Origin of the sequence: Planococcus sp. SSTMD024 (assembly GCF_041320495.1) — a bacterium.
Classification (GTDB): domain Bacteria; phylum Bacillota; class Bacilli; order Bacillales_A; family Planococcaceae; genus Planococcus.
The window spans coordinates 94,369-119,061 of sequence record NZ_JBGGNS010000020.1; the positions used below are offsets into that span (position 1 = coordinate 94,369).

The 24,693-nt window shown below is 50.5% G+C and carries 28 protein-coding genes and 1 riboswitch; of the genes, 18 read left to right on the top strand and 10 right to left on the bottom strand.

The genetic code is table 11. The annotated features are described in order from the left end of the window. Positions 1-12: 12 nt before the first annotated feature. On the top strand, positions 13-390 hold the full coding sequence (locus AB9R92_RS06280) for a VOC family protein (RefSeq protein ID WP_370668607.1): 378 nt from the start codon (positions 13-15) through the stop codon (positions 388-390). Between the two features lie 96 nt (positions 391-486). Here the strand turns inward: AB9R92_RS06280 and AB9R92_RS06285 are convergent, their stop codons facing one another. Both AB9R92_RS06285 and AB9R92_RS06290 read right to left on the bottom strand, forming a co-directional pair. Continuing rightward, positions 487-1,176 carry an LrgB family protein gene (locus AB9R92_RS06285; protein ID WP_370668608.1) on the bottom strand — a complete coding sequence of 230 codons (690 nt, stop codon included), beginning with the start codon at positions 1,174-1,176 and terminating at the stop codon, positions 487-489. Positions 1,177-1,178: 2 nt separating this feature from the next. Next, the gene (locus AB9R92_RS06290) at positions 1,179-1,553 is read right to left on the bottom strand and encodes a CidA/LrgA family holin-like protein (protein WP_370668609.1); all 375 of its coding nucleotides are present in this window, start codon (positions 1,551-1,553) and stop codon (positions 1,179-1,181) included. A gap of 335 nt (positions 1,554-1,888) precedes the next feature. Here AB9R92_RS06290 and brnQ point away from each other — a divergent pair, with 335 nt between their 5' ends. Then, positions 1,889-3,262, top strand: a complete 1,374-nt coding sequence (brnQ, locus tag AB9R92_RS06295) for a branched-chain amino acid transport system II carrier protein (protein WP_370668610.1) — start codon at positions 1,889-1,891, stop codon at positions 3,260-3,262. Positions 3,263-3,307: 45 nt separating this feature from the next. On the opposite strand, the gene AB9R92_RS06300 is transcribed toward brnQ, so the two are convergent. Further along, positions 3,308-3,970: a GntR family transcriptional regulator gene (locus AB9R92_RS06300; protein WP_370668611.1), complete on the bottom strand. Its 663-nt coding sequence runs from the start codon at positions 3,968-3,970 to the stop codon at positions 3,308-3,310. 163 nt (positions 3,971-4,133) lie between these two features. Here AB9R92_RS06300 and AB9R92_RS06305 point away from each other — a divergent pair, with 163 nt between their 5' ends. Further along, complete coding sequence (locus tag AB9R92_RS06305) at positions 4,134-4,493, top strand: SpoIIAA family protein (RefSeq protein WP_370668612.1); 360 nt, start codon at positions 4,134-4,136, stop codon at positions 4,491-4,493. Between the two features lie 6 nt (positions 4,494-4,499). Next, positions 4,500-4,856: a SpoIIAA family protein gene (locus tag AB9R92_RS06310; RefSeq protein WP_370668613.1), complete on the top strand. Its 357-nt coding sequence runs from the start codon at positions 4,500-4,502 to the stop codon at positions 4,854-4,856. A gap of 709 nt (positions 4,857-5,565) precedes the next feature. Here the strand turns inward: AB9R92_RS06310 and AB9R92_RS06315 are convergent. Continuing rightward, a complete protein-coding gene (locus AB9R92_RS06315; protein ID WP_370668614.1) occupies positions 5,566-5,769 on the bottom strand; it encodes a hypothetical protein in 204 nt (67 codons plus the stop codon). Between the two features lie 121 nt (positions 5,770-5,890). On the opposite strand from AB9R92_RS06315, the gene AB9R92_RS06320 reads away from it, so the two are divergent. The 6 genes from AB9R92_RS06320 (at position 5,891) to AB9R92_RS06345 (ending at position 12,808) form a co-directional block, all read left to right on the top strand. After that, positions 5,891-7,081, top strand: coding sequence for a class I SAM-dependent rRNA methyltransferase (locus tag AB9R92_RS06320; protein ID WP_370668615.1), 1,191 nt, complete (start codon positions 5,891-5,893; stop codon positions 7,079-7,081). A gap of 140 nt (positions 7,082-7,221) precedes the next feature. Then, on the top strand, positions 7,222-8,436 hold the full coding sequence (locus AB9R92_RS06325; protein WP_370668616.1) for an MFS transporter: 1,215 nt from the start codon (positions 7,222-7,224) through the stop codon (positions 8,434-8,436). Positions 8,437-8,468: 32 nt separating this feature from the next. Then, the gene (locus AB9R92_RS06330) at positions 8,469-10,208 is read left to right on the top strand and encodes an ABC transporter ATP-binding protein (protein WP_370668617.1); all 1,740 of its coding nucleotides are present in this window, start codon (positions 8,469-8,471) and stop codon (positions 10,206-10,208) included. 62 nt (positions 10,209-10,270) lie between these two features. Continuing rightward, the gene (locus AB9R92_RS06335; RefSeq protein ID WP_370668618.1) at positions 10,271-11,032 is read left to right on the top strand and encodes a MerR family transcriptional regulator; all 762 of its coding nucleotides are present in this window, start codon (positions 10,271-10,273) and stop codon (positions 11,030-11,032) included. A gap of 95 nt (positions 11,033-11,127) precedes the next feature. Next, a complete protein-coding gene (locus tag AB9R92_RS06340; protein ID WP_370668619.1) occupies positions 11,128-11,874 on the top strand; it encodes an endonuclease/exonuclease/phosphatase family protein in 747 nt (248 codons plus the stop codon). A 97-nt stretch (positions 11,875-11,971) separates the two neighbouring features. Next, positions 11,972-12,808: an endonuclease/exonuclease/phosphatase family protein gene (locus AB9R92_RS06345; protein WP_370668620.1), complete on the top strand. Its 837-nt coding sequence runs from the start codon at positions 11,972-11,974 to the stop codon at positions 12,806-12,808. A 64-nt stretch (positions 12,809-12,872) separates the two neighbouring features. Here the strand turns inward: AB9R92_RS06345 and AB9R92_RS06350 are convergent, their stop codons facing one another. From AB9R92_RS06350 to AB9R92_RS06360, 3 genes are all read right to left on the bottom strand, one after another. Next, positions 12,873-13,502 (bottom strand): queuosine precursor transporter, encoded by a 630-nt coding sequence (locus tag AB9R92_RS06350; RefSeq protein ID WP_370668621.1) that lies wholly within the window; start codon positions 13,500-13,502, stop codon positions 12,873-12,875. A 12-nt stretch (positions 13,503-13,514) separates the two neighbouring features. Then, entirely contained in the window at positions 13,515-14,009 is a 495-nt protein-coding gene (queF, locus tag AB9R92_RS06355) for a preQ(1) synthase (protein ID WP_058382035.1), read from the bottom strand. 94 nt (positions 14,010-14,103) lie between these two features. Next, positions 14,104-14,151, bottom strand: a riboswitch (PreQ1 riboswitch). A gap of 717 nt (positions 14,152-14,868) precedes the next feature. Next, a complete protein-coding gene (locus AB9R92_RS06360; RefSeq protein ID WP_370668622.1) occupies positions 14,869-16,197 on the bottom strand; it encodes a cytochrome P450 in 1,329 nt (442 codons plus the stop codon). 196 nt (positions 16,198-16,393) lie between these two features. Between AB9R92_RS06360 and AB9R92_RS06365 the strand changes: the two genes are divergently transcribed. The 4 genes from AB9R92_RS06365 to AB9R92_RS06380 all read left to right on the top strand — a co-directional run bounded on the left by AB9R92_RS06365 (position 16,394) and on the right by AB9R92_RS06380 (position 18,819). Then, positions 16,394-17,323 carry a phosphotransferase family protein gene (locus AB9R92_RS06365; RefSeq protein ID WP_370668623.1) on the top strand — a complete coding sequence of 310 codons (930 nt, stop codon included), beginning with the start codon at positions 16,394-16,396 and terminating at the stop codon, positions 17,321-17,323. 76 nt (positions 17,324-17,399) lie between these two features. Further along, positions 17,400-17,951: a TraR/DksA C4-type zinc finger protein gene (locus AB9R92_RS06370; protein WP_370668624.1), complete on the top strand. Its 552-nt coding sequence runs from the start codon at positions 17,400-17,402 to the stop codon at positions 17,949-17,951. A gap of 59 nt (positions 17,952-18,010) precedes the next feature. Next, on the top strand, positions 18,011-18,376 hold the full coding sequence (locus AB9R92_RS06375) for a nuclear transport factor 2 family protein (protein WP_370668625.1): 366 nt from the start codon (positions 18,011-18,013) through the stop codon (positions 18,374-18,376). Positions 18,377-18,417: 41 nt separating this feature from the next. Further along, positions 18,418-18,819 carry a thiol-disulfide oxidoreductase DCC family protein gene (locus AB9R92_RS06380; protein ID WP_370668626.1) on the top strand — a complete coding sequence of 134 codons (402 nt, stop codon included), beginning with the start codon at positions 18,418-18,420 and terminating at the stop codon, positions 18,817-18,819. A 71-nt stretch (positions 18,820-18,890) separates the two neighbouring features. Here AB9R92_RS06380 and AB9R92_RS06385 read toward each other — a convergent pair whose 3' ends face one another. Then, a complete protein-coding gene (locus tag AB9R92_RS06385; protein ID WP_370668627.1) occupies positions 18,891-20,084 on the bottom strand; it encodes a hypothetical protein in 1,194 nt (397 codons plus the stop codon). A gap of 186 nt (positions 20,085-20,270) precedes the next feature. On the opposite strand from AB9R92_RS06385, the gene AB9R92_RS06390 reads away from it, so the two are divergent. Continuing rightward, positions 20,271-21,122, top strand: coding sequence for an STAS domain-containing protein (locus AB9R92_RS06390; protein ID WP_370668628.1), 852 nt, complete (start codon positions 20,271-20,273; stop codon positions 21,120-21,122). Positions 21,123-21,201: 79 nt separating this feature from the next. Here the strand turns inward: AB9R92_RS06390 and AB9R92_RS06395 are convergent, their stop codons facing one another. Continuing rightward, positions 21,202-21,702, bottom strand: coding sequence for a metallophosphoesterase family protein (locus AB9R92_RS06395; protein WP_370668629.1), 501 nt, complete (start codon positions 21,700-21,702; stop codon positions 21,202-21,204). Positions 21,703-21,829: 127 nt separating this feature from the next. Here AB9R92_RS06395 and AB9R92_RS06400 point away from each other — a divergent pair, with 127 nt between their 5' ends. The 3 genes from AB9R92_RS06400 to AB9R92_RS06410 all read left to right on the top strand — a co-directional run bounded on the left by AB9R92_RS06400 (position 21,830) and on the right by AB9R92_RS06410 (position 23,550). Then, the gene (locus tag AB9R92_RS06400; RefSeq protein WP_370668630.1) at positions 21,830-22,105 is read left to right on the top strand and encodes a hypothetical protein; all 276 of its coding nucleotides are present in this window, start codon (positions 21,830-21,832) and stop codon (positions 22,103-22,105) included. A 54-nt stretch (positions 22,106-22,159) separates the two neighbouring features. Next, positions 22,160-22,693, top strand: a complete 534-nt coding sequence (locus AB9R92_RS06405) for a dihydrofolate reductase family protein (RefSeq protein ID WP_370668631.1) — start codon at positions 22,160-22,162, stop codon at positions 22,691-22,693. A gap of 233 nt (positions 22,694-22,926) precedes the next feature. Next, entirely contained in the window at positions 22,927-23,550 is a 624-nt protein-coding gene (locus AB9R92_RS06410) for a cell wall hydrolase (RefSeq protein WP_370668632.1), read from the top strand. Between the two features lie 320 nt (positions 23,551-23,870). Here the strand turns inward: AB9R92_RS06410 and AB9R92_RS06415 are convergent, their stop codons facing one another. Next, positions 23,871-24,680 carry a carbohydrate ABC transporter permease gene (locus AB9R92_RS06415; protein WP_370668633.1) on the bottom strand — a complete coding sequence of 270 codons (810 nt, stop codon included), beginning with the start codon at positions 24,678-24,680 and terminating at the stop codon, positions 23,871-23,873. Positions 24,681-24,693: the final 13 nt, after the last annotated feature.

A 24,693-nucleotide genomic window follows, 5' to 3' on the forward strand; every position in this document is an offset into this window, starting at 1 on the left:
GAGGTTGATCAAATGACTCAAACGATTACGACATTTTTACTGTTTCAAGGCCAAGCAGAAGAGGCGATGAAATTGTATACCTCCATTTTCAACAATTCCCGTATCGATTCGGTGACGCACCGGGAGGATGGCAAAGTAGAGAGGGCGAGCTTTACGTTGGCAGGCACTGAATATATGTGCATCGATAGCCCGATTCCGCATGAGTTCACTTTTACGCCAGCTGTGTCGCTATTTGTCCAAGTGGATGATGAAGAGCAATTCGATAGAACCTATAGCGCTTTAAGCGAAGGCGGAAAAGTGCTGATGGAACCTGGCGATTATGGCTTCAGCCCGAAATTTGGCTGGTGCAATGACCGCTTCGGAGTATCTTGGCAAGTGAATATCAAATAGAAAATCCCCGGTGCACCGATGCACCGGGGATTTTTTATGGAGTTATTGAATTGCGGTGATGGTAAGAAGATATGATTCCTCGCTGTACCTGAAAGCCTAAAGCAACAGCCAGGCAGCGAGCGGGCTGAGCAATGCGCCAAGAACGGCGGCTAAGGTCATCGCGACTGAACTCATCGAGGCATCTTCCGGCCCATATTCGAACGCTTTCGCCGTGCCAAGGCCGTGGGCAGAAGCCCCGAGCCCAATGCCGCGCCCAATCGGGGAATCGATGTTCAATAATTGCAGCAAATACGGCCCGAGCAAGATGCCCGTGAAGCCGGCGACCATGACAAACACAGCTGCCAGCGACGGGACGCCGCCGATTGTTGAGGCGACTTGCATGGCCACGGGGGTGGTCAATGATTTCGGCAAGACCGTCAAAATCAGTTCTTCCGTAAAGCCGAGCCAGCGCGTAAAGAGCGTGCCGCTGACAAGTCCCGCGATGACGCCGGCGACAATCCCGGCAACGATCGGGACCAGATTTTTCTGGAGCAAGTCACGATGCTTATAAAGCGGGACGGCAAGTGCGACGACAGCCGGGCCAAGGAAAGATGCCACCCAATCGCCGCCTTCCATATAGGTTTCATAAGGGACATCGAACAGGATTAATATGGCCACGAGCGCTACCGTCGCTGTGATGACGGGATTTAAAGGTGTTTTTCGAAAGCGCAGATACAAAAAATTAGCGGTGACGTAAGCCGCTACGGTCAAAATAGAAAAGATAAGTGCAGCGGGGGTAAATGCCATGATTACGTTTCCCCCTTTTGAGCTGCGCTTCGATTTGCGATATACTGGCTTGCAAATCCGGCAGCGGCCATCGTGATGAGCGTACTGATGGCCACAATCGGCAGCAGCAACACGCCTTTTCCGGAAAACAAGGGGCCGTAGTCAACTACGCCAACCGTTGCAGGAATGAAATATAAGGAAAGAAAGCTCAATAAAAAAGTCGCACCTGCGTCTATCCACTCAAGCGGATAGATGTTCAACGATAAAGCGGCGAACAAAAGCAAAAAGCCGATGATGCTTCCGGGCATCGGCAAATGGAGCAAAGCTTGAATGGCTTCGCCGATCAGCAAAAATCCGTAAAGGACAAGCAATTGCAAAACAATGCGTATAATCTTCATTGGGCATCTCCGCCTTCCGGACAGTTTTGGAAAACGATGGACGTCTTCATATATGTAGATATTTTACAGCAATGCGCTGGAAATGCGAGTCAAGATTTTCGGGAATAGGGTCGGAATAACTGTAAGGAAAGGAAGAAAATGTTATAGCGGGAAAGCTCTGTATAACTGCATTTAGAGTTAATAATGAAATTTTCCGAAAATAGAAAGTTTACCCTTGCATTTTATAGCGAATGTTGTACTATTACCTTATGCAATATATCGCATACAATTATTCTTTGATAGTATTCCGAGATAAAAGAGAATGAATATTCAAAAAAGTGAGGGAGCTAGTAAATATGGACAGCAAATTATCGATGAAGGCTTATCTTATCATTGGGACAATGCTTTTCGCATTGTTTTTCGGGGCAGGGAATTTGATCTTCCCGGCACAGCTCGGCCAGTATGCAGGCGAGAACGTTTGGGTGGCAATGGCCGGTTTCTTGACGACAGGGGTCGGCTTGCCGCTTCTTGGCATCTTGGCGATTGGCTTCTCGAAAAGCCGGGACTTGCAAGATCTCTCGAGCCGTGTGCATCCGGTGTACGGGTTATTGTTCACTGCCGCGCTGTATTTGACGATCGGTCCGTTTTTCGCATTGCCGCGGACAGCAGCCGTTTCTTATGAAGTGGGCATCGTGCCGTTTATCGGAGAGGGATCGATTGCCATCGGCTTAATCGTCTTCTCGCTTATCTTTTATGTGATTTCTTTATTGTTGTCGTTGAATCCGACACAAATGGTCGACAGCATCGGCAAATTCCTGGCTCCGGCCATCTTGATCGTCCTCGGCATCTTGCTGGTCGCGGCGTTCGTTTCTCCGATGGGCGAGGCTGGCGCTGCACAAGACGGCTACGCAAGCGGTGCCTTTTTGACCGGCTTTACAGAAGGATACAACACGATGGATGCGCTCGCTTCACTCGTGTTCGGCATTATCGTCATTTCAGCCGTCCAGAAAATGGGCGTCACTTCATCTAAAGGCTTGCTGAAGGCGACACTTCGCAGCGGTGCTGTGGCGGCTGCGTTGTTGGCAGTCGTTTACACGGGCATCGCATTCCTTGGGGCGACCAGCACTTCTCAGCTTGGCCTATTGGAAACCGGCGGGCCGGTTCTGAGCGGGGCTTCTGAACATTATTTCGGCACGTTCGGCGCGATGCTGTTGGCCGTGATCATCACCTTGGCATGCCTTACGACAGCGGTCGGTTTGACGGTCGCGACTTCAGAGTTTTTCCATAAGCTGACGCCTGGCATCAGCTACCGCACATATGTCTTCATCTTCACCGTGTTTTCATTGGTCGTCACCAATGCCGGGCTGTCAAACATCATCACGTATTCGATTCCGGTATTGATGTTCTTGTATCCACTCGCCATCGTCTTGATCATGCTGGCGTTTATGTCGCCGCTTTTCAACCATAGCCGCATCGTCTACGTATCAGCTATCGGCGTGACGTTCTTCATCGCGATCATCGACGGATTGAAAACCTTGACGGGATCGCTCGGCATGGAAAATCCGGCTTGGCTTCAAGGCATCATCGACTTTTATGCGGAGGTCCTGCCGCTTTATGGCGATGGGCTGGGCTGGCTGGTACCGGCTTTGGCTGCTATCATCATTTCGGGAGTGGTTGTCCGCTTGAGAAACCACGGGCAAGCGGAATCCCCCGCTTATACAAACCGTTAAAAAAAGCTGTTCCCAACGTATCTAAAACGTTGTGGAACAGCTTTTTTAAATGCCTTTGGAAGCGGTCAATTCTTCAATAGTGCGGACCCAGTTGGATTTCATCAGGTGTGAAATCTTGTCGGCGTCTCCCGCTTTAAGCGTTTCAATGATTTCGATATGCTCGTCATGTGAGCGCATCGTCAAGACTAAGGAATGGTGGAAAAATTGTCTGCGGACGTGTGATTGAAGCTGGCCGAGCATGGAATCTATATATGGATTCCCGGCTGCATCCACGATGATCTGATGGAATTCCTCATCGATTTTCAAAGCAGAGAAGGAATCGCTGTTGCGGATGGCACGCGCAAATTTCCGGTTGGTTTCTTCCAAAAGCCCAAAAATCTCAGGCGTTAAATTTGGAATGGCCAGCTCACCGGCAAGTGCTTGCAGCACAGCAAGGGGGGGCAGGAGGTGTTTGATGTCTTCGATATGGATATCCGTAACGCGTGTCGCTTTGCCTGGAAACATTTCAATGAACCCTTGTACTTCAAGGAGCTGCAGGGCTTCACGAATCGGCGTCCGGCTCAAATTGAGCGCTTCAGCGAGTTCAGTGTCGACCAGTTTCTCACCAGGCTGCAACGTGCCATCGATGATCCATTGCTGCAATTGCAAGTGGGCACTTTCTTTAGCGGAAACGCGTACCGGCCTTGTATGGTCTACAGGAATCGGCATAGTAAATCTCCTTTCGAAATTATCTGACTCCATTATACACTAATCTGGAAAGCAATAAAATGCAGAATGCGATATATCTAAAACGATGATTTTCAAATGGCAGTTTGATGCCCTCTGTAAAGGGAATAACAGCATTATCAGGAAACTTTAAGGAGGAGCCGCCATGTTATCATTCTTTACCAGTAAAGACGAACAAACCTTGGCAATCGAAGTGGAAGGCAAAGTGACGAAAGATGATTTGGAGAAATTCGATAATATCGTGTTCGAAAAATTCCGCAACGATGAGAAATTCAATGTATACGCCGTGATCGGCGATATTGACACCCCTACAGCGGGCGCCATATTCGAGGAGCTGGCTGTCGATGCCAAACGCTGGAGCCAATACAATAAACTCGCGGTCGTCAGTGAAAAAGATTGGCTCGATAAAGTTTCGGGAGCGATTGATAAATTTCCTGGCGTGCAAGCCGAGCATTTTCCGATCGACCAGATGGATCAAGCCTGGGACTGGATAAAGGAGAGGTGAAGAGACATGCTGTCAATTGTACCGAGTAAAGATATCGAAACGATTGCGATCGAAGTAGAGGGGCGTGCCAGCAAAGCCGATATCGAGAAACTGGATCACGTCATCCGCGACAAAGTGAGCGAAAAAGGGCATTTCAATATGTACGCAATCATCTACAAAGTGGAAGATTCAACCTTGTTCGATGCGGCAGACAGTGCGGACATCGACCGTGAAAGCTGGGGCCAAGCGCGCAAGTTCGCGGTCATCAGCGAAAAGGACTGGACACAGGCAGCGAGCGGCTGGCAAGGCTTCGCAGCCGGCCTGGAAACACGCCATTTCAACCTCGACGAAATGAACGATGCCTGGGAATGGATGCAACAATGACTAATGGATACAAAGCGTTCCGCATTGCTGCGGAGCGCTTTTTTCTATTGAGAGAAGCGTTGAGACCGGAAATTAGAAAGCTTGGCGTGAAAAGAAGCGAGTGGAAAAGCTTGCTCTTTTCGACTTCGTTGCAGGGGGCTGCTTGGGGCTCGCAGGATGCGAGTCATGCAGCTGATGCGACAGGACGTCGCGCTTTCAGCTGCCCGTGTATGGGGCGGGTGTTGAGCCAAGGTGCGGCAAAGAGCGGCGCACATTTGTCTCGCCAGCCCGCTCGGTCCCCCAGGCGTCGCCCCTTCCACTCCGTCTCTAGTTTTAGAGTGGAATAAGATGTTTTCTGTCGATTCGATAGAAAATGTGAAAATGCTTCCTATTTTGTAGCCCAAGTCATCTTTGGAGTTTGTGGTAGAGACTAGTTAGTTATGATCCATCACCAAAATCCTCGACTCAAGCACCAACGTGTCAGACGCTGCATCATAGGAAGCGATTCCCCCGCTAGCCGGCAACTGGCTAAAGAGACAGATCTGATTAAACACACCCGACTCAAAGAAATCTCACAGCCGCCGAGCGCCAAGGGTGAGCCGACACAGTGAGACAAGTGTTCTTCTTGGCTTACTGTGAGAGGCCAACCCAAAGCCCGGCGGCGAATGTCTGGAGGAAGCTTCATTCGAACCATCCCAGCATTTCCGCAAACAACCCCTCACTATCTTCACTAAATTTCTTCAATGCGCACAAGCTCCGCACGCACGATGTGGAACAGATTCAAGACAATCGTCTTGCCCGCTGCATCTTCGACCGGAAACAGGCTGACGGCAATGCCGATGAAATGGTCTTCAAGCGCGCCTTCAATGCGGATGCCTTCCAGCATGTCCCCGTTGGTCAGCAGGATGTTGTAGACGTAGAATTTCTTTTTCACGACGGCTCCTCCTTTCCTTATCCAATTCACTGAAAAAGGCGTTTGAAAGTGGGCAGGGCGACGGATTTCCTTTACACTGATTATAATGCAAAACGCAACGGCATAGATAGGATGAGGAATTGTGAGAAACGAATTGACGGCAACAGTAAAGGATAGTTTGAGAAATGAATTGGCGAAAGGGTCTCCGCTCATCACAAAAGACGGATTGATGAGTGAAATCGATGCACCGGAAGGCACCTTGCTTCGCCTGGTCGACAAAGACGGGGAATATTTGGGCACGGGCTATTACGGTGAGCAGAACAAAGGCGCCGGTTGGGTCTTGACGAGAAACCAGGACGAGGCAATCGGCCAAGCCTTTATCGAGCGCAAGTTGGAATTGGCGTTCAGCCGCCGCGAGAAATTCTTCAACGATCCGGAGACGACCGCTTTCCGCGTTTTTAACGGCGAAGGAGACGGCTTCGGCGGATTGACGATCGATTATTACGCAGGATTTTACTTGCTGTCCTGGTACAGCGAAGGGGTCTATTCGTTCCGCGAAGACGTCGTGGCCGCTTTGGAGAATGTCGTGGAGTGCATCGGCATCTATGAGAAAAAACGTTTCGATACGAAAGGCCAGTATATCGAAGACGATGATTTCGTATCGGGTGAGCGCGGGGAATTCCCGTTGATCGTTAAAGAGAACGGCATGAACTTCGCGGTGTATTTGAACGACGGTGCGATGACCGGCATTTTCCTGGATCAGCGCGATGTGCGCCAGGCAATCCGTACCAAGTATGCGGACGGCAAAACTGTGCTCAATACCTTTTCGTACACAGGAGCCTTTTCCGTGGCGGCCGCGCTTGGCGGTGCCGACAAGACAACGAGTGTGGACCTCGCGAAGCGCAGCTCAGCGAAAACGATCGAGCAGTTCAGCGTCAACGGCATCGATTTTGACGAGCAGGACATTCTGGTTATGGACGTCTTCAATTATTTCAAATACGCGAAGCGCAAAAACTTGAGCTTTGATGTAGTAGTCCTCGATCCGCCAAGCTTTGCGCGTTCGAAAAAGCATGTCTTCAGCGCAGCGAAAGATTACACCAATTTGATGAAAGAAACGATCGACATTACGGCAGCGGGTGGCTTGATTGTCGCTTCGACCAACAGCGCTTCGTTCAATATGAAGAAATTCACGCAAATGATCGATAAAGCATTCAAAGACAGAAACCAGAAATACAAAGTTGTGGAGACGTATAGCCTGCCGGCGGATTTCCATGTCGATAGAAGATTTCCGGAAGGCGATTATTTGAAAGTGCTCTTCCTCCGTTTGCTGTAAAGCGGGCTCATAAGCAGAAACAAAGCGCGCAGATGGGCATTCATTGATGAATGTGCAGCTGCGCTTTTTGTGTATTTCGTTTGTTGGATGGGTTGGTTTATAATGGAAAAAATAAGATTACATAATTTGGAGGCAGCACTATGACAAAAGCAATTTCCTCATCTTCGCTCGCGGGGAATCCGGTTTATCCGGTGATGTTCGCGATCGGCGGTGTCCATTTACTGAACGATTCCTTGCAAGCCGTGATTCCGGCGATGTTCCCGATTTTGGAGAAGGATCTGGGTCTCAGCTTCACGCAGCTCGGGCTGATCGCTTTTGCGCTCAATATGGTGGCGTCTGTCTTGCAGCCGGTCATCGGGTTTGCGAGCGATAAAAAGCCGATGCCTTATGCATTGCCGCTTGGCATGGTGTTCTCGTTTATCGGGATCGCCGGTTTGGCCTTTGCGCCGGAGTATTGGCTTATCTTGTTGTCGGTCATTTTCCTTGGCTTCGGTTCTGCGGTGTTCCACCCGGAAGGTTCGCGCGTGTCGTATATGGCAGCAGGTTCGAGGCGCGGCTTGTCGCAATCGATTTACCAAGTCGGCGGCAACTCAGGGCAAGCGTTGGCGCCTCTGATCAGCGCCTTCATCCTCGTGCCACTTGGGCAACGGGGCGCGGCATTATTTCTTTTCGTCGCAGCACTCGGCATTTTCGTGTTATCCAAAATTTCCGCGTGGTACAAGGCGCAGTTAGAGCGTGACAAATTGGAGAAAGTGAAGAAAGCCGTGCTGTCTTCCTTGCCGCCTTTAACGAAAAAGCAAGTGGGTACTGCTTTGACCTTGCTGTTGTTGATTATTTTCGCGCGCACTTTTTACATAACGACCATCACGAGTTTTTATATATTCCATTTAATGGATAATTACGGCGTGACGATTCAGCAAGGGCAAATGTTCATTTTCCTATTCCTTGGAATTGGGGCGTTCGGCACCTTTTTCGGCGGGCCGCTCGCAGACCGCATCGGCCGCAAGCGCGTCATCGTGCTGTCGTTGATCGTGCCGATTCCGCTGGCGCTGGTGCTGCCATATGTGGCATTGCCGATCGTCGCCGTCATTCTTTCCATATTGGGCTTTTTCCTCATGCTGAGCTTTTCCGTCATGGTCGTCTACGCCCAGGAACTCGTACCGAGCAGAATCGGTACGATGTCCGGGCTGACGGTTGGCTTGGCATTTGGCATGGGGGCGATCGGTGCCGTCGCGATCGGGGTGTTGATGGATTCGATCGGCGTGTACGAAACGATGATCATCATTTCCGTGCTGCCGATTCTTGGGCTGGTCGGCCTCGCTTTGCCGAAAGACCGGAAAATTGCAGCTGCGTGAATGGTTTGACCGGATAGATAGGAGATGGAGTTATGGAAGCAATTCAGAAAACACAGGGAATCAAGCCGTTTTTCGCGCTTTTAACGTCGATTAAAATCCCGAAATGGGCGCTTGTTTTCGGGCTGGCGACCAGTTTAATCACAACCATCGTCGGCTTGCTCGTCCCGTTGCTGACGAGGGAATTGGTGGACGGGTTTTCAGTGGAAGCGTTGAGCGCGGGATTGATTGCCGCGCTTGCCGCTGCTTTTATCGTGCAGGCTGTCATCAACGGCGTATCGATTTATTTATTGAGCATGGTCGGGCAGCGCATCGTGGCCGGACTGCGTGAGCGCATGTGGCTTCATTTGCTGCGTTTGCGTGTCGGCTATTTCGACCAGCATGCAAGCGGTCAGACGGTGAGCCGTGTCGTCAACGATACCGGCATCGTCCGGAATCTCATCACCGACCATTTCCCGAATTTCGTTACCGGCATCATTACGATCATCGGGGCCGTCACGATTCTTCTTGTGCTCGATTGGAAAATGACCTTGATCATGATGCTCGCAGTGCCGCTGACAATCGCCATCATGATTCCTTTAGGGCGTAAAATGGCGAAGATTTCCCGCAGCTTGCAGGACGAAACGGCCGTGTTCACGGGCGACGTGCAGCAAACGCTCGGTGAAATCCGCTTGATGAAATCCTCGACAGCGGAACGGGTAGAAGAGCAGCGCGGGCTATCGGGCATCCAGAAATTATACGGGCTCGGCATGAGAGAAGCGAAAGTCTACGCCTTGATCGGCCCGCTCATGTATCTAGTCGTCATGGTCGTCATCGTGATGATCATCGGCTACGGCGGCATCCGTGTATCGGAAGGGTCCATGTCGACCGGGTCGTTGGTCGCTTTTCTTCTGTATTTGTTCCAGATCGTCGTGCCGCTCGCTACGTTTGCGCGTTTCTTTACGGAATTGCAAAAAGCGAAAGGCGCCACAGAGCGCATCATCGATATTCTGGAGCTGCCACTTGAAGAACAAAAGCAGGGCATGGAAATGGACATCAGCGGCAAAACGCTGCGCCTTGAAGACGTCAGCTTTGCTTACGAAAATGGCGAGCCAGTGCTGCAAGGCGTTTCGTTTGAAGCGCACCCTGGCCAGAAGATTGCATTTGCCGGTCCGAGCGGTGGGGGCAAAACAACCATTTTTGGGTTGATTGAGCGTTTTTACGAACCGACAGGCGGGATCATTACAATCGGTGATGTACCGATTGGGGATGTGGCGATCACTGCTTGGCGCGACCAGATCGGCTATGTGTCACAGGAAAGCGCCATGATGGGCGGGACGATCCGTGCGAATCTGACTTATGGCTTGCCGGATGCGGACAATTATAAGGATGAAGAGCTGTGGCGCGTATCCCGCATGGCGTATGCCGAGGAATTCATCGCTTCGTTTCCGGACGGATTGGATACACAAGTCGGGGAGCGCGGCGTTAAATTGTCCGGTGGGCAGCGGCAGCGCATTGCGATCGCCCGAGCGTTTTTGCGCGATCCGAAGTTATTGATGATGGACGAAGCGACAGCAAGCCTCGACAGCCAATCGGAAGGCATCGTCGGGCAGGCGCTCGGCCGCTTGATGGAAGGGCGCACGACATTGGTCATCGCCCATCGTTTGTCGACGATCGTCGATGCCGATCAGATCATCTTTATCGAAGGCGGGCGTGTGACCGGCATTGGGAACCACCAGGAGTTGACCGGGAAACACGCGCTATACCGCGAATTTGCCGAACAGCAATTGACGTAGTGTTTTCTCTTGACCTTGACGCTGCGTCAAGGTTTAAAGTGGAGTTATCAGGAGGTGGCGGCATGTATACAGTGCAGAAACTGGCTAGGCTTGCCGGCGTGAGTGCGCGGACCTTGCGCTATTACGATTCGATCGGTTTATTGACGCCGCAGAAAAATGAATCTGGCTACCGCGTGTACAGGAGTGCGGAAGTTGACCGTCTCCAGCTCATCTTGTTTTACCGGGAGCTCGGCTTTGGGCTGCACGATATCGCGAAGCTTTTGGATGAGCCGGGTTTTGATGAAACCGAAGCATTGATCGGGCAGCGGGAACAGTTGATGCGGGAACGCAGCCGCCTGGACCTTTTGATTACAAATGTGGAGAAAACGATTTCCGCAAAACAAGGGGAGAGTCGAATGGCAGATCAAGATAAGTTCGAAGGATTCAAGAAGCAGCTGGTTGAGGACAATGAAGCGGTTTACGGGAGAGAAATCCGCGAGCGATACGGCGACGCAGAAGTCGATCGTTCAAACGCCAAAATGCTCGGCATGGGCCAGGAACAATACGAAGCGTTCCAGCGCCTTGAGCAAGAAATTCTGGACAAGCTGGAGCATGCGCTAACAGACGGCGAACCGAAAGGAAGCTCGGGGCAGGAAATAGCCGCTTTGCACCGGCAGTGGCTCGGGTTTACATGGGGCAGCTACGACCCGAAAGCGCACGCAGGACTGGCGGAGATGTATGTGGCGGATGAACGCTTCGCGGCCTATTATGAAAGAGCCGGCGAAGGGGCAGCACAGTATTTGCGGGATGCCATCATCGCCTATACAGATCAGCAAAGTGAATAAAAAAAGGCCCGCTCACAGGCGGGCCTTTTTGGTTTCATTCGGCAAGGCGGGGGAATGGAAGTAAACAACAATAAAAGAAGACGGGGGTGGGGAAGATGCTGACAGTGATGAGCTTTAATATTGCATCAGGCAAACGAATCGATGGGAAGCTGGATCTTGAACTAACGGCCCGGACAATTGAACGAGGAGAAGTGGATATTGCCGGATTGCAGGAAGTGGACCGGAATTTTTCTTCCCGCAGCCGTTTTTGGGACCAGGCCAAATGGTTGTCTAACCGGCTCGGCATGCACATGGCGTATGGGCCAAATTTAATCGACAGGGGAGCTGGGGGGGCGCGGCCGAAGCGTGAATACGGCAACGCCATCTTGAGCCGTTACCCAATCGTGTCGTTTCGCAACCATGATCTGAGCGCCGTCGAAGTCCATCCGGCAAAATTCGAGCCGCGGGGAATGCTCGAAGCGGTTATCGAACTGGCAGGGCAACGGTTTTCTTTCTATAATACGCATCTATCGCTCATTGACAAGGAAGTGGACCGCAATTTGACGGAAATCATCGCCATCACAAGCGATAACCCGCTGCCCCAAGTGCTGGTGGGGGATTTCAATGCTGCGCCTTCTACGAAGCACATCCAGCGATTCTCCAAACATTTTTATAACGCATTCGGTTCGGGACCTTATCCCGATACGTATAAAAAGCAGGGCGACCACGGCCAGAAAATCGATTATATTTTCCATGATGCCCATTTTCAAGCGACAGAAGCATGGATCCTCGAAAGTGAGGCATCGGACCACGTTCCAATTGTGGCAAAAATCAGAAATTTACAAAACTCTAACAATTTTTAACCTGTTTTTAACTTATAAAAAGCATCATTCTTGCTATAATGAAGGGGACAATTGCAGCTGCCACTGATTCGTTTCAACCAGAAAAGGAGATGGTCTCATGCACGGCGATGCCAGCAGGACACCAACAGTGAAAGTGATGTCGTTCAATATTGCCCATGGAATGGGAATGGATGGCGAAGTGGATTTAGAAAGAACCGCACAGGTGATCGAAGCGTCTGGAGCCACCATTGTGGCGCTTCAGGAAGTCGACCGTTATTTTTCAGCCCGCAGTTTTTATATGGATCAGGTCGAATGGCTTTCCGAACGGCTCGGAATGTACGCCGCATATGGCGCCAATCTGAACCAGGCGCCGGATGACCCGGAACGCCCGAACCGCCAGTACGGCAATGCCACATTAAGCCTTTATCCAATCAAATACGCAGAAAACCATTTTTTGACGCAAGTCGTTACTGATATCTACAATAATGAGCAGCGAGGCGTTCTCGAGACAGTTATTGAAGTCGGGGGCACATACCTCAAAGTGCTAAATACCCATTTAGCATTGAAAGATGAAGAGCTTGAAATGAGCGTTGCGGAAATACTGGAGATTGCCGGCAAAAGCCATTTCCCGAAAATCATCGCGGGCGATTTCAATGCACCGCCGACACATCGCCACTTGGCCCATCTCCATCACACCATGACGGATGTCTTCTTGAAAACGAAGCGCGGCGACGCCTATACGTATCCGTCTCCTTATGAAAATCACGAAACCGGTGAATCGTTCAAGCCGATGACACGCATCGATTACATTTTTGCTGACCGCGGTTTTGACGTACGGGATGCAGAAAAAATCGAAACGGCTGTATCGGATCATTTGCCGATTACCGCAGAGCTCGTCTGGACGCAAAAACAGGATTTGGGCGCAATCATCGTGCCTGCAGTCCAGCCATCCTAAAAAATTCAACTCCAAAAGCCGCCGGCAATGTTTGCCGGCGGCTTTGTTATGCATTGATCCATAATCAAGCAAAGCTTTTTTGAGTGGCTGTCTTGGAGCGGCGCGCGAGTTTGACGAGCAGGTAGACAAGCGGCGTATCCGCTGCTGCGACGACCCATTTGAATACATACTGCGTCAAAATCATGGCGGCCAATGCCGACAACGGCATCGTCCCGTAAAAAGCGATGGTGATGAAAATCGTCGTATCCACCAATTGGCTGGCCATCGTCGAGGCATTATTGCGCAGCCACAATTTCGATTCGCCATTACGTGCTTTTAATTTATGGAAAATCGTGACGTCCAAGTTTTGGCTAATGAAATACGATACTAAGCTTGCGAGCGTCACCCGAAAACCGGCGGAGAAAATCGACTCGAACGCTGCCTGGTCCGCAAAAAACGGTGCCGATGGCAAATGGATGGCCGCAAAGATGAACGCCAGGGCCGCGAGTTGTGTGATAAACCCGGCCATGACCGTTTGGCGGGCGGCTTCTTTGCCGTACACTTCCGCGATCGTGTCGGTGATCGGGAACGTGAAGACGTAGACGATGACCGCAGCCGGCAGCACGGCCCATTCGCTGATGGAAAATAACTTTACGGCCAAAATATTCGACAGGATGAGCAGGCCGACAAAAGCGCCGTTTAAATAAAGTAGCATTGGCGGTTCTCCTTATCGGTTGGTGATCGTTTCGGGATTCATGTCGTGGTTCATCATCCGGTACGTCGCCATTTCCTCGTATTTCGTGCCAGGCTTGCCATAGTTCGTATACGGGTCGATCGACAAGCCGCCGCGCGGGGTGAACTTGCCCCATACTTCGATATAGCGCGGGTCAAGCAGCTCGATCAAGTCGTTCATGATGATGTTGACGACGTCTTCATGGAAATCGCCGTGGTTGCGGAAGCTGAACAAATAAAGCTTCAAGGCTTTGCTTTCGACGAGCTTTTTGTCTGGGATGAAGCTCAAGTAGATCGTCGCGAAATCCGGCTGGCCGGTTTGCGGGCACAGCGACGTGAATTCCGGGCAATTGAATTTGACGAAGTAATCGCGCGTGTGGAGATTGTCGATCGCTTCTAGAATGCCGGGGTCGTATTCAAATTTGTAGCGTGTGTTCTGGTTGCCGAGCAAAGACAAATGCTCGAGTGTTTCTTCGTTTCTTCCTGCCATGTGTGTGGCCTCCTTATAATGGGCCGGCGGGGGAGAGCTATAAAAAATCGGACAACAGAAAAGCCGAATCGCATGTGGATTCGGCTTGATTTCAAAATCCATAGTTTTTTATAGAGGGTGGAATGCTATGAACCTCTCCCGTTGCCGGGTTATTTAATTTCCTGCCTTATCGTATAAGATGAGGGCGGTTCTGTCAATTGTTGGTTTGTTAGGGATTAGCATTTTCAAGTTGCGGGTCATACATTTAACTATATGAAGGAGTGAGTAGAAAAGCTTCCGCTTTTCGACTTCGTTTCAGGGGGGCTGCTTTCCGAGGGGCGAGTGTTGAGCCAATGTACGGCAAAGAGCACCGTACATTTGTCTCGCCAGCCCGCGCGGTCCCTCAGGAGTCAGCCCCCCTTCCACTCCGTCTCCAGTTTTAGAGGGGAAGAAAACTACTTCTGTCCACTCATCAGAAAATGAGAAAATGGGTCACATTTTATAGTTCATATCGTTTGGATCAAGGAGAGTGTGTTTTTGTCCTCGTCTTCCAACTAGATATTCGGTTTAAGAACTTATGTATCAGACGCCGCATCTCAGGAAGCGATTTCCCCGCTAGCCGGCAACTTTATATAGAAGCAGATCGATTTAAACACTCAACATACAACGACATATCTAAGCTGCCCAGCGCCAAGGGTGAGCCGACGCAATAAGACAGGTGTTCTTCCTGGCTTATTGCAAGAGGCCAACCCAAAGCAGGGCGGCGACTACCAACATGAAGCTCAACTTAATGAACAGGAATGATTCCACAAGCAAACCCTCACTATCTTCTTTTCCAGAAATAAAAAAAGCTAGAGACAGAATCTCTAGCTTTTAACTATTAATGGAACGGACAACCTGATTGTACAGTCGTATTCTTCTGTTCGTGATAGAACACATTGTCCGGGCGGTTTTTCAGTTTTTGGACGTCTTTTAAGATTAAGCGGCTTTTTGGCATAGTTGGCATGCGGGACATGTCGTAGGACAAGTCTTGTTCAGGCACGCTGTATTTCAAGTTCTCCGCAAAGTATTTGAAGATGGATTGCATATACATGACCGTCATCCATTCACCTGCACAGCGGTGTCCGGTATGGTGGTCACCGCCGCCTTGCGGAATGAAAGAAAACGGGCTGCCGTCCCATGTGCTGAAACGTTCCGGGATGAATTCATCGGCGTTGTCCCAGGAATCCGGGTGATGGTTCGTGCCGTAAAGGTCCAGAATGACGCGCATGTCTTTTTTGAAGTGGACGCCGTTCCAGTTGAAATCTTTTTTGGAGATTGCTGCCATGACGGGTGCGAACGGGTAATAACGGCGCACTTCCTGGGCGAAATTGTGGCTGTAATTGTTTTCGTCTGCCTGGAGTTTGCCGCGCGTGACTGGATTTTCGTGCATCGCCATGACGCCGAAGACGATAAAGTATGCCGTGGCGATCATCGGGCGGTAGGCGTTATTCAAGTCGACAGCTGCCGTCTCGAGGTCGAGCAGCTTGCCGTTCGGTGTCCGGTGATGGGCGACGATGTACGCTGCGGTATAAGCTGGCGGGTTGTATTCGCCTTTACGGATTTGCTTGATGATTTTTTTCAGCCAGTCTTCGTGCGCATTGCGCGCTTTCATGCCTTCAAGGTAGCGTCCTTCAGTAAGGCCGAATGAATCGACCATCGTCACGAGCTCCCATGTGCGCTGCTTGACTTCGCTTTCTTTCATCGGCAAGCCGGCCCAATGGATCATGGAGCGCGTGAAGATTTCTTCGATTTCATCCAATAGGACGACTTCGTCCATCTGCTCCCATTGTTCGGCCTTGGCATCGAGTTCTTGGATCATCATGCGTTTGGCGTCTTCCAACCGTTCAGGTGTCATCATCGACAGGAACATGCGCTTTTGCTGGTGATGGTCCTCGCCGTCGCGGCCATGGACCGCACCTCGCCCGAATAGCGTTTGCTCAAGCGGAAGCGGCGCTGCGCCGCTTCGTTTGAAATAATCGTTATTGTAGAACAGTTCAGCCGCTTCTTCGCCGGCCATGCATACTACCTTTTTCCCGAGCAGGCGGGTTTCAAAAATATCCGAACCCAGCTCTTTGCGGCGGCCAGGCAGGAAATCAAATCCTTCTCCGAGAAGGGAGAGGGTATTGTCTAATTCTTTTGCTTTCGGGATCGGGTGCTTCACTTTCATGTAACGTCAGCTCCTTCAGTATGTTCAATGCAGGTGATTCACCTGTTAAGTTGAAAAGTCATTGTAGGGAACCATACCCTTCAGGCGCCGCGGTAAACGCTTCCCAAATTTCGAGCTGGCGGATATCAAAAAGCTGGAGTAGGCGTTTTTTCATGGTACACTTAAAGCAAAAGATAGGCTGAAAGGAGCGGCAAGGATGACAAATGGATTCGGCGGCTTATCCCGCCAGGCACTCGAATGGGTCGAATCGAAATGGCCAGGAGCTGCGTTGGAAGAAGCTGTTCCGTTAGAAGGTGGGACTTCTTCACTGCTTTATGAAATTCGCGCAAGTAAAGATGGAGAGCAAAAGAGCGTCGTGTTGCGCCTTCACCATAAAGGGGAGTGGCTCGACCAGGAACCGGACTTGGCGAAGCATGAAGCGATGAGCCTGGAGCTTGCAGAAAAAGCGGGCATTCCCGCGCCGCGCATTATGGCGTTTGACGAAAGCGGCGAAGCGTGCGGCATGCCGGCCGTGTTGATGACAAAAGTTCCGGGGGCGGTCATCTTGCCCCCTGCATATGATGCAGCGTGGCTTGACGGGCTTGCTGGGACGCTAGCTGAGATCCATCGCCACAAAGCAGAAGGCTTTCCTTATGAATATTTTGCCTATAACGATGCGAGGCGCCTCGAGCGGCCGAAATGGTCGCGTGTGGAAGGCGATTGGATGCGCGCGTTCTATATTGTAGCCGCGGGTGGGCCGCCAGTGGAGTATTGCTTGATCCACCGCGATTATCACCCGGGAAATATTCTATGGGAAGAGGGGCGTGTGAGCGCGGTCGTTGATTGGGTCAATACGTGCCGCGGGCCGGCGGGAGTTGATGTCGGGCATTGCCGCGTCAATTTGGCACAGCTTTACGGCACCCGGGTCGCCAACGAATTTTTGGATGCTTACGAACGCCATGCCGGCGAGTCGTTTGCTTACGATCCATACTGGGACTTGCTGTCGCTGATCGATACTTTGGACGGCAGCCCGGCGGTTTATCCTGGATGGAAGACATTCGGCCTGACCGGCCTGTCCGACGAATTGGTCCGTTACCGTTTGGATGAGTATTTGATGAGCTTAATGGACCGCTTCGATGATTTCTGAGCTGCGCCCTGAGGTTTGATTTCTCCGAGAAAGGCAATATATATAGCACAAGCGAGTATTTGGAGGAGGAGTCATAATGACGGACGAACAGCAAAAGAACTTGAAGCAAGAACTCGAAGCGCAATTGAAATCGCTCGAGGAACGGATGGAACATACCGAGGAATTCGAAACCAGCGAACTATCCAATTACGATAATCACCCAGGCGATAACGCCACTGATTTGTATGATCAGGAACGCGGAATGGCGATGGAGCAATTCAAGGAAGAAGAGCATGAAGACGTGCTCGCTGCGCTGAAAGCCATTGAAGAGGGAACTTACGGCAAGTGCGCAGTGTGCGGAAAAGACATTCCGTACGAACGGCTGGAAGCCATGCCGACCGCGCTGACTTGCATCGATCACGCCGACCATAGCTTGGACCTTGAAAGCCGGCCTTCAGAGGAAGACGTTCTTGGATCATCGACTGACCGCCCGGCAAGATCGGACGACGGCAGGATCCGCGATTATGAAAACAGCTTTGAAGATGTGGAGAATTTCGGTTCTTCAGACGGCCCTCAAGACCAGCCGGGCGAAGATCAGGAAGATTTCTACAAAGACGACGAAGCAGAAGAAGATGAACAATTTAAATAATCTGGTCCCGGCGCTCGCCGGGGCTTTTTTTAATACATATGGATGGAGGAGGCAACGGAATGGACAGCTTGCGTAAACAATTCCTGGCATTGGAGAACAGCCATTTGGCACCGGTGGTCAGGGAATCGAACTGGAACATGTCCGGCATACTGGATGACGAGTTTTTTGAATTCGGCATGTCCGGCGGGGTGTGCCAACGTTCCGATTTTAACGGGGACTATGATTTGCAAGAAGACGACTATCACATTTTTCGCTTTGAAGCGAAAGTGCTCGGCCCGGAGTCGGTTCTGACGGTGTATGTATTGGAAAACCGGACGACAGGGGTGTGGACCCATCGCAGTTCGGTCTGGAAAAAACGCCAGGACGGCTGGAAGCTGTTCTTCCACCAAGGAACGAAGACAGATGGTTTCAAGAAATGGGAATAGGGAACATGAAATACAGGCATTAGTTTAAAGGAGGATCATCTATGGAGCATGCGATTGTGTTATTCGATGGAGATTGCAATTTTTGCGATTCCAGTGTGCAGTTCATCATCAATCATGACCCGGCAGGTTATTTTCAATTCGCTTCCCTGCAAAGCGAGATTGGACAGGAGCTTTCCAAAAAGCACAATATTCCGGACGATGTCGACAGCCTTGTGTTGATCGAAGGCGGCGAAGCGTACGTCAAATCGGAAGGCGCGCTCAAGATTTCACACCATTTGACGGGCCTTTGGAAATTGGCGTATCATCTTCAGCCATTTCCGCGCGTACTGCGCGACGGGGCATATGATGTCATCGCCAAAAACCGTTATAAAGTATTCGGCAAGCTCGACAGCTGCATGCTGCCGCCTCCGCATATCCGCAAGCGGTTTTTGGATCAATATTAAAGACGTCAAAGGGCAGTTCCAGAAAACCTGGAACTGCCCTTTTTATATGGAGAAATTCTTTCGTACCATGATTAAAGGAAGTTGGAAAAGCGCCAATAATGGGCAGCGATCGGGTCGGCCATCCAGGCGAGCCCTTCGCTTTCGGTCTGGTGGATCGGCTGCCATGTTCCATTATCCCCGAGCTTCAAGTAGATCTCATGATTCGGCGATTGATCATGGACGCCGATGAAATCATATACGCCGTTGCGGTAAAAGGTCGCGGATACTTCGTAATCGATGTTCGGTGAAGTCGTCAACGGATTCCCGACGCTGTGGGTGAGCAGGATCCCGGTTTTTTGGGCCGTCTCTTCCGATATTTTGGCGTCGATGCCTTCACTCGAAGCCACATCCGCTTTACGGAACTTGCGCCGCCAATTATAGGCGATGCTGGTGCCGATATCTTTGTCAAAGTCGAATGTGCCCTGTTCTTCCGTGAGGTCGACGATGCAATTGGTGAGTGACCGGTAATGTTTTGATTCCGGGTCGAATGTCCGGTTGTCCCCTTGGAAGTAAGGGTTCGGAGAGGTCAGATTAGGGTTTTTCAACACATCATCCGGCAAAAAGGTCAGGTAGCGCAAATGCCATTTCAGTTCCGGCGCCTTTCCCTGGCCGTTTTCGAGTAATTGATTGAGCGGCGCGATCTTTTTCGACAGCCAGAACTTTTCAACCGCGGCTTGCTCTGGTGATGAGCCGATATTTAATGCCCCGAATATATTGGCTGCGAGTGATTTGATTTTTCGTAATGGGCTTTCGGTCCGTTCGACAGGGCGTTTCGCGCGTATCCAATAAATTACTTCGCGATCTTGTGGCACATCCCGGTCGGTGAATTGGGTATTTCCAAGCTTTGCGACTTGCTCGCCGTCGCGGTAGATTACGTATTCATCGATGCCGTCGATCGCTCCCCACGCAAGTGACACCCGCTTGTGAGAAACGATAGTCGAGAGGACAATCTGTTCGAGTTGATTGATGCTCTCGGGATCGCGCTTTTCGGTGCCGGTCAACAGTTTCAAGGCGGACACCCAGCTGCCTTGTGCGGTTTGGCGTTCTATGGTGTAACAGAACAATTCGCCAGGGCTCAGGCCTTCATCGCGAAATGACGCCTGAGTGCCTGTATAGACGATTTCTCCGTCTTTTTTTATTCGTGAAACTTCATCCGTCGGGGTCCAAGTGAAGGAAATCATGCTATCGGTTTGTTCCAGTAATTCAATGTCCCATTCTTTGTTCATTGAGGAGCCTCCTTTTCGCTTGTGATATGGTATACCCGATATTTGGAAATCATGAACATATTAAAAAAACTGGTTTTGTTACACAATTTAAATATTTCAGATAATAAAGAGCGTTATAATGTAGGTAGATAAAAGAACGAGTGGAATTTCCGGGTCGAAAATAAGTTGAGAAGGGGAGATGGGTGAATGGTGAGGGGAAATCTGGAAAAGATAAGGGATTTCAATGATTTCGACGAAGCGGCTTCTTATATTCTCCAAATTCTCAGCAAGCAAGCAGGCATGAACAGTTTTTATATTTCTAAACAAGAGGGCGGCGCCCAAAAAATCGTCAAGGTACATAACACGAAGCATCATTTGATTGAAGAAGGGGAAGCACCCCCGCTGCCATGCATGCTGTCGGCTTTGAGCATCGAGCATGGGGCGGAGACCTTGATCATCGAACGGATTGGGGAACACGAATTGACGCGTTCTTTGGGGATTGCCGATGGATTCGAAACAGGTTGTTTTATCGGCGTGCCGATTTTTTATGAAGACGGGTCAAGCTATGGCACGGTTTGCGGGCTTGACGATGGCCCGTGCGAGCTGCCGGCGGACTTGCCGTTCATCTTTGAAACGCTTGCCACGTTATTTACTTATGTCCTAGAGCTTGAACGGGCGTACGGAGAGATTGAATCGCTGGCAGCGCCAATGGTCCCGATTGTCGGAAGGGTGGCCATCCTGCCGATCATCGGCGAAGTCAGGGCATCGAGGGCACAGGCGATCATCGATCATGTCATGCACGGGTGTGCAGAAAAAGGCATCGAAGTGCTGGTAATCGATGTGTCGGGTGTGTCGCAGATCAATTCAGAAGTGGGCGAGTATTTACTGAAGCTTGTGAGGGTCTTGGGCTTGATCGGCGTGCAGCCGGTCGTAACAGGCATCCAGCCTTATATGGCGCTGAAAGTCCCTCATTTTGCCGAGGCATTGAAAGGGACGATGATCGAAGCGAATCTCGAGACAGCCCTCAAGCGGCTCGGTTTCAGCTTCGAAAAAAATTGAACGCATTGATTTGTCGAGTCGGCTTATCTCGCATCCGTTCAAAAAGGCCATTTCCTTTAAAACAGGAAATGGCCTTTTGTTAATCTTCTTTATCGAAAAAAACGTGCTTGAGCTCCCAGGTATCGCTGATTTCAAGCAACCCGAATGAGTATTGCGGCTCGCGGCGTTTATCGGTCGGCGAGCCGGGATTGAACAAAACCAGCCCGCCCGTTTCACGCATGAGTGGCTGATGTGAATGGCCAAAAACGATGATGTCGACATTTTCGCCTTCAAAACTATCAAGAGCCCGCTGTTCGGTCGTCTTGCGGATGCCATCTCCGTGGACGACGCCGATTTTCAAATCGCCGAACGTGAAAATCTTTTTTCGCCCGAAACGGTCGACGATGTCCCAAGGGTCGACATTGCCTGCCACACCATCCGTTTCAGCATAAGCTGATAGTTCGTGGTAGACATCGAGTACTTGCCAATCACCGGCATGAATGATGAAATCGGCACCGTCGCAAGCATCGACAAGCGGCTGAGGGAGTTTTTTCGCCCGGTTCGGGATATGCGTATCAGATACGATGACTATTTTCTTCATCAAATCGCCTCCAGGATCATTTTGTTCCACTTTACCAAACTCTCGGGCTTACGTCTAAAAGCGGCAGAGGTTAAGGGAATTGAAAAAGGGGAAGACAAGATAGAAAGAACAAACTGGAGGGATCGTTATGGGCATTGACATGAAAAAGTTTATCGCATCAGGCGCGGCACTTGGCACAGGGTTGGTCTTGTTAAAGGCGTATAATGGGAAAAAGCGCAATGTGTGGGTATACGAAGACAGCGATATGCACAATAGCTACGAAATCGACCATGAGGAAAGCGTTAACGCTCCATACGACCATGCGGAACAAGGGCTGACCCAATTGGATTCGGCGTACCGTTCGGAATGGCAGGCGAACGCATTCCCGCAAACGAAAAAACAATTGGAAGACTTGGAATCATGAGTGGGCGCATGACGAAGAATCAGCGGAAACGAACCGCTGAAGGAGGCAAATGCGATGGGTGAACGGAAAGTCATTTGTTATATCGCGCAAAGTTTGGACGGTTATATCGCCGATAAAGAAGAGACTTTAGATTGGCTGTTGAATGTGGAAATGGATGGAGACGCCGGGTATGGGCGATTCATCGAAACGGTCGACACCATTCTTTTGGGCAGGCGCACCTATGACTGGGTGATTGACCACGAAAGCGGGGAATTCCCTTATGCCGATCAGCGTTCCTATGTATTCACAAGCCATCCAAAAGAAGATGAAGGCAAAATTACCTTTACATCGGAAGAGCCGGCAAGAGTCGTGAAAAAACTCAAGCAGCAACCCGGGGGCACGATTTGGCCAGTCGGCGGCAGCTTGCTGCTGGAGAGTTTGCTGCAAGAAGACCTGGTGGATGAATTCATCATTTCCATCGCGCCAGTGACGCTTGGAGACGGCATCCCTTTATTTCAAAAAGCGCAGCGCCGGCTCGATTTCACTTTGGAGAAAATAGAGAAAGACGGGCAAATCGCGCAATTGCATTACACGAGACGAAGAAATTGAATCCATGAGGTTTTGGAGAAGGCGGGCAAATAGCTCGCCTTTTTCAATTCCCCGGAAATGGAAGCGAGCTTTCTAGGTCTAAAGGAACTGCTGGACATAGAAAGGCCTATCGAGTTGATAGAAAAATTCGAAAACAAAGTAACTCCGTCATGTTGTTTTTGATATTTGCCAAAGATATACTTTAAAAAGGAATCAATTGTCGATTCTTGTCAAAAAGGAAAAGGAGAGGAAACATGAAAACAATTAAAGTGCTCTTATTCAGTTTAGCAACCATTTTCTTTCTCGCGTTTTCACATTCAGCAGTTTCCGCTCATGCGCCGGATCTACACGAAGGCGTCTCCGGAAGCGAAGTGACAGAGCTTCAAGTAAAACTTCAAAAGCTTGGTTATTTCCAAGTGGCACCGACGGGTTACTACGGTTCGATCACGAAAGATGCCGTGGTCCAGTTCCAACGTGATTTTGGCGTCAAAGCGACCGGCTTTACGGGGCCGATGACACGCGAGAAGATGAAACAAGTCGATATGATGGCACGCACCGTCCACGGTGAAGCCCGCGGCGAAATATTCGAAGGAAAAGTCGCGGTAGCGGCAGTCATTATGAACCGTGTGCAATCCCGTGCGTTTCCGAGCAGTACATATGGCGTCATTTTCCAGCGCAACGCCTTTACAGCAGTGAATGACGGGCAGTATTGGCTGACGCCAAACGCTTCCGCTTACCGCGCTGTGCGGGAAGCGGCGAAAGGCTGGGATCCATCTTCCGGCGCGACATATTATTACAACCCGGTCACGGCAACTGACCAGTGGATCTTTACTCGTTCGACCATCAAGAAAATCGGCAAGCATGTCTTTGCCAGATAATAAGAAAAGCCTCCGGAAATTCCGGAGGCTTTTGCGTTTCGTTTCAGCCGGACGCTTTCCGCGGGCACGGCCTCAGCCGCTTCGTCGCTAACGCTCCTGCAGGGTCTTCGGCTCGTGTCGCTCCTTCGCTTCGCTCCGTCACTGCTCCCGCAGGAGTCGCCGGCTTCCACTTCACTAGTGATAAAAGGATACTTATTTAAAATGACTATAATATTTGGTTATTTTGAATGTAAAATAGAATTTGAATTCTCGTGACAAGAAAGTTGTCATTTGTTTTATATCTCAGAAAAAAGCCTCCGGAAAAATTCCGGAGGCTTTTTTTATCCTTTGACCGCGCCGGCTGTGATGCCTGCGACGAAGTAGCGCTGCAGGAAGACGTAGGCGATAACCATCGGTGCTGAGGCAATGATGACGCCTGTGAACAGCATCGGATAATTGGTGGAATATTGCCCTTGAAACTCAAGCAGTGCGAGCGGCAAGGTTTTGTAAGCATTGTCCGTGATGAACAGCAGCGGGTACAAAAGGTCATTCCAGTGCATGACGAACAGGAAAATCGCTGTCGCCGAGAGGGAAGGCAAGGATAATGGAATCGCCACTTTCGTGAACATCTTCCAATTGCCGGCCCCGTCAATCGTGGACGCTTCAAACAACTCCTTCGGCAAAGTTTTCATAAAGCCGGTCAGGATGAAGACAGCAATCGGCAAAGTCGAGGAAATATTGACGAGAATGAGCCCAAGAAGGCTATTCGTCAGCCCCAGATCCAGCATGAGTGAATACAGCGGCACCATGATGACTTGTGCCGGCACCATCATGCCGAGCGTGAACACGGCGAACAGCACATTCCCGATCCAATTATTCATGCGCGTAATGCCGAATGCCACCATCGCAGCGAGCAGCAGGGTGAACGAGACGGAAAACAAGGTAACGATGGTGCTGTTAAGAAAATAGCCCGCCATCGTTTGTTCCTGGAAAATCGCAACGTAATTGTCGAATTTAAAGCCCCCATCCGGCAAGCCGAGCGGGTCGCGGAATGTTTCCTGAAGTGTTTTTACGGACGTCAACAGGACGACCACTAACGGAATCAGGATCAGCAGCGCGTAGATGAGCAGTGAGAACTTTCTGAACAGCAAAGTTGCCGCCCCC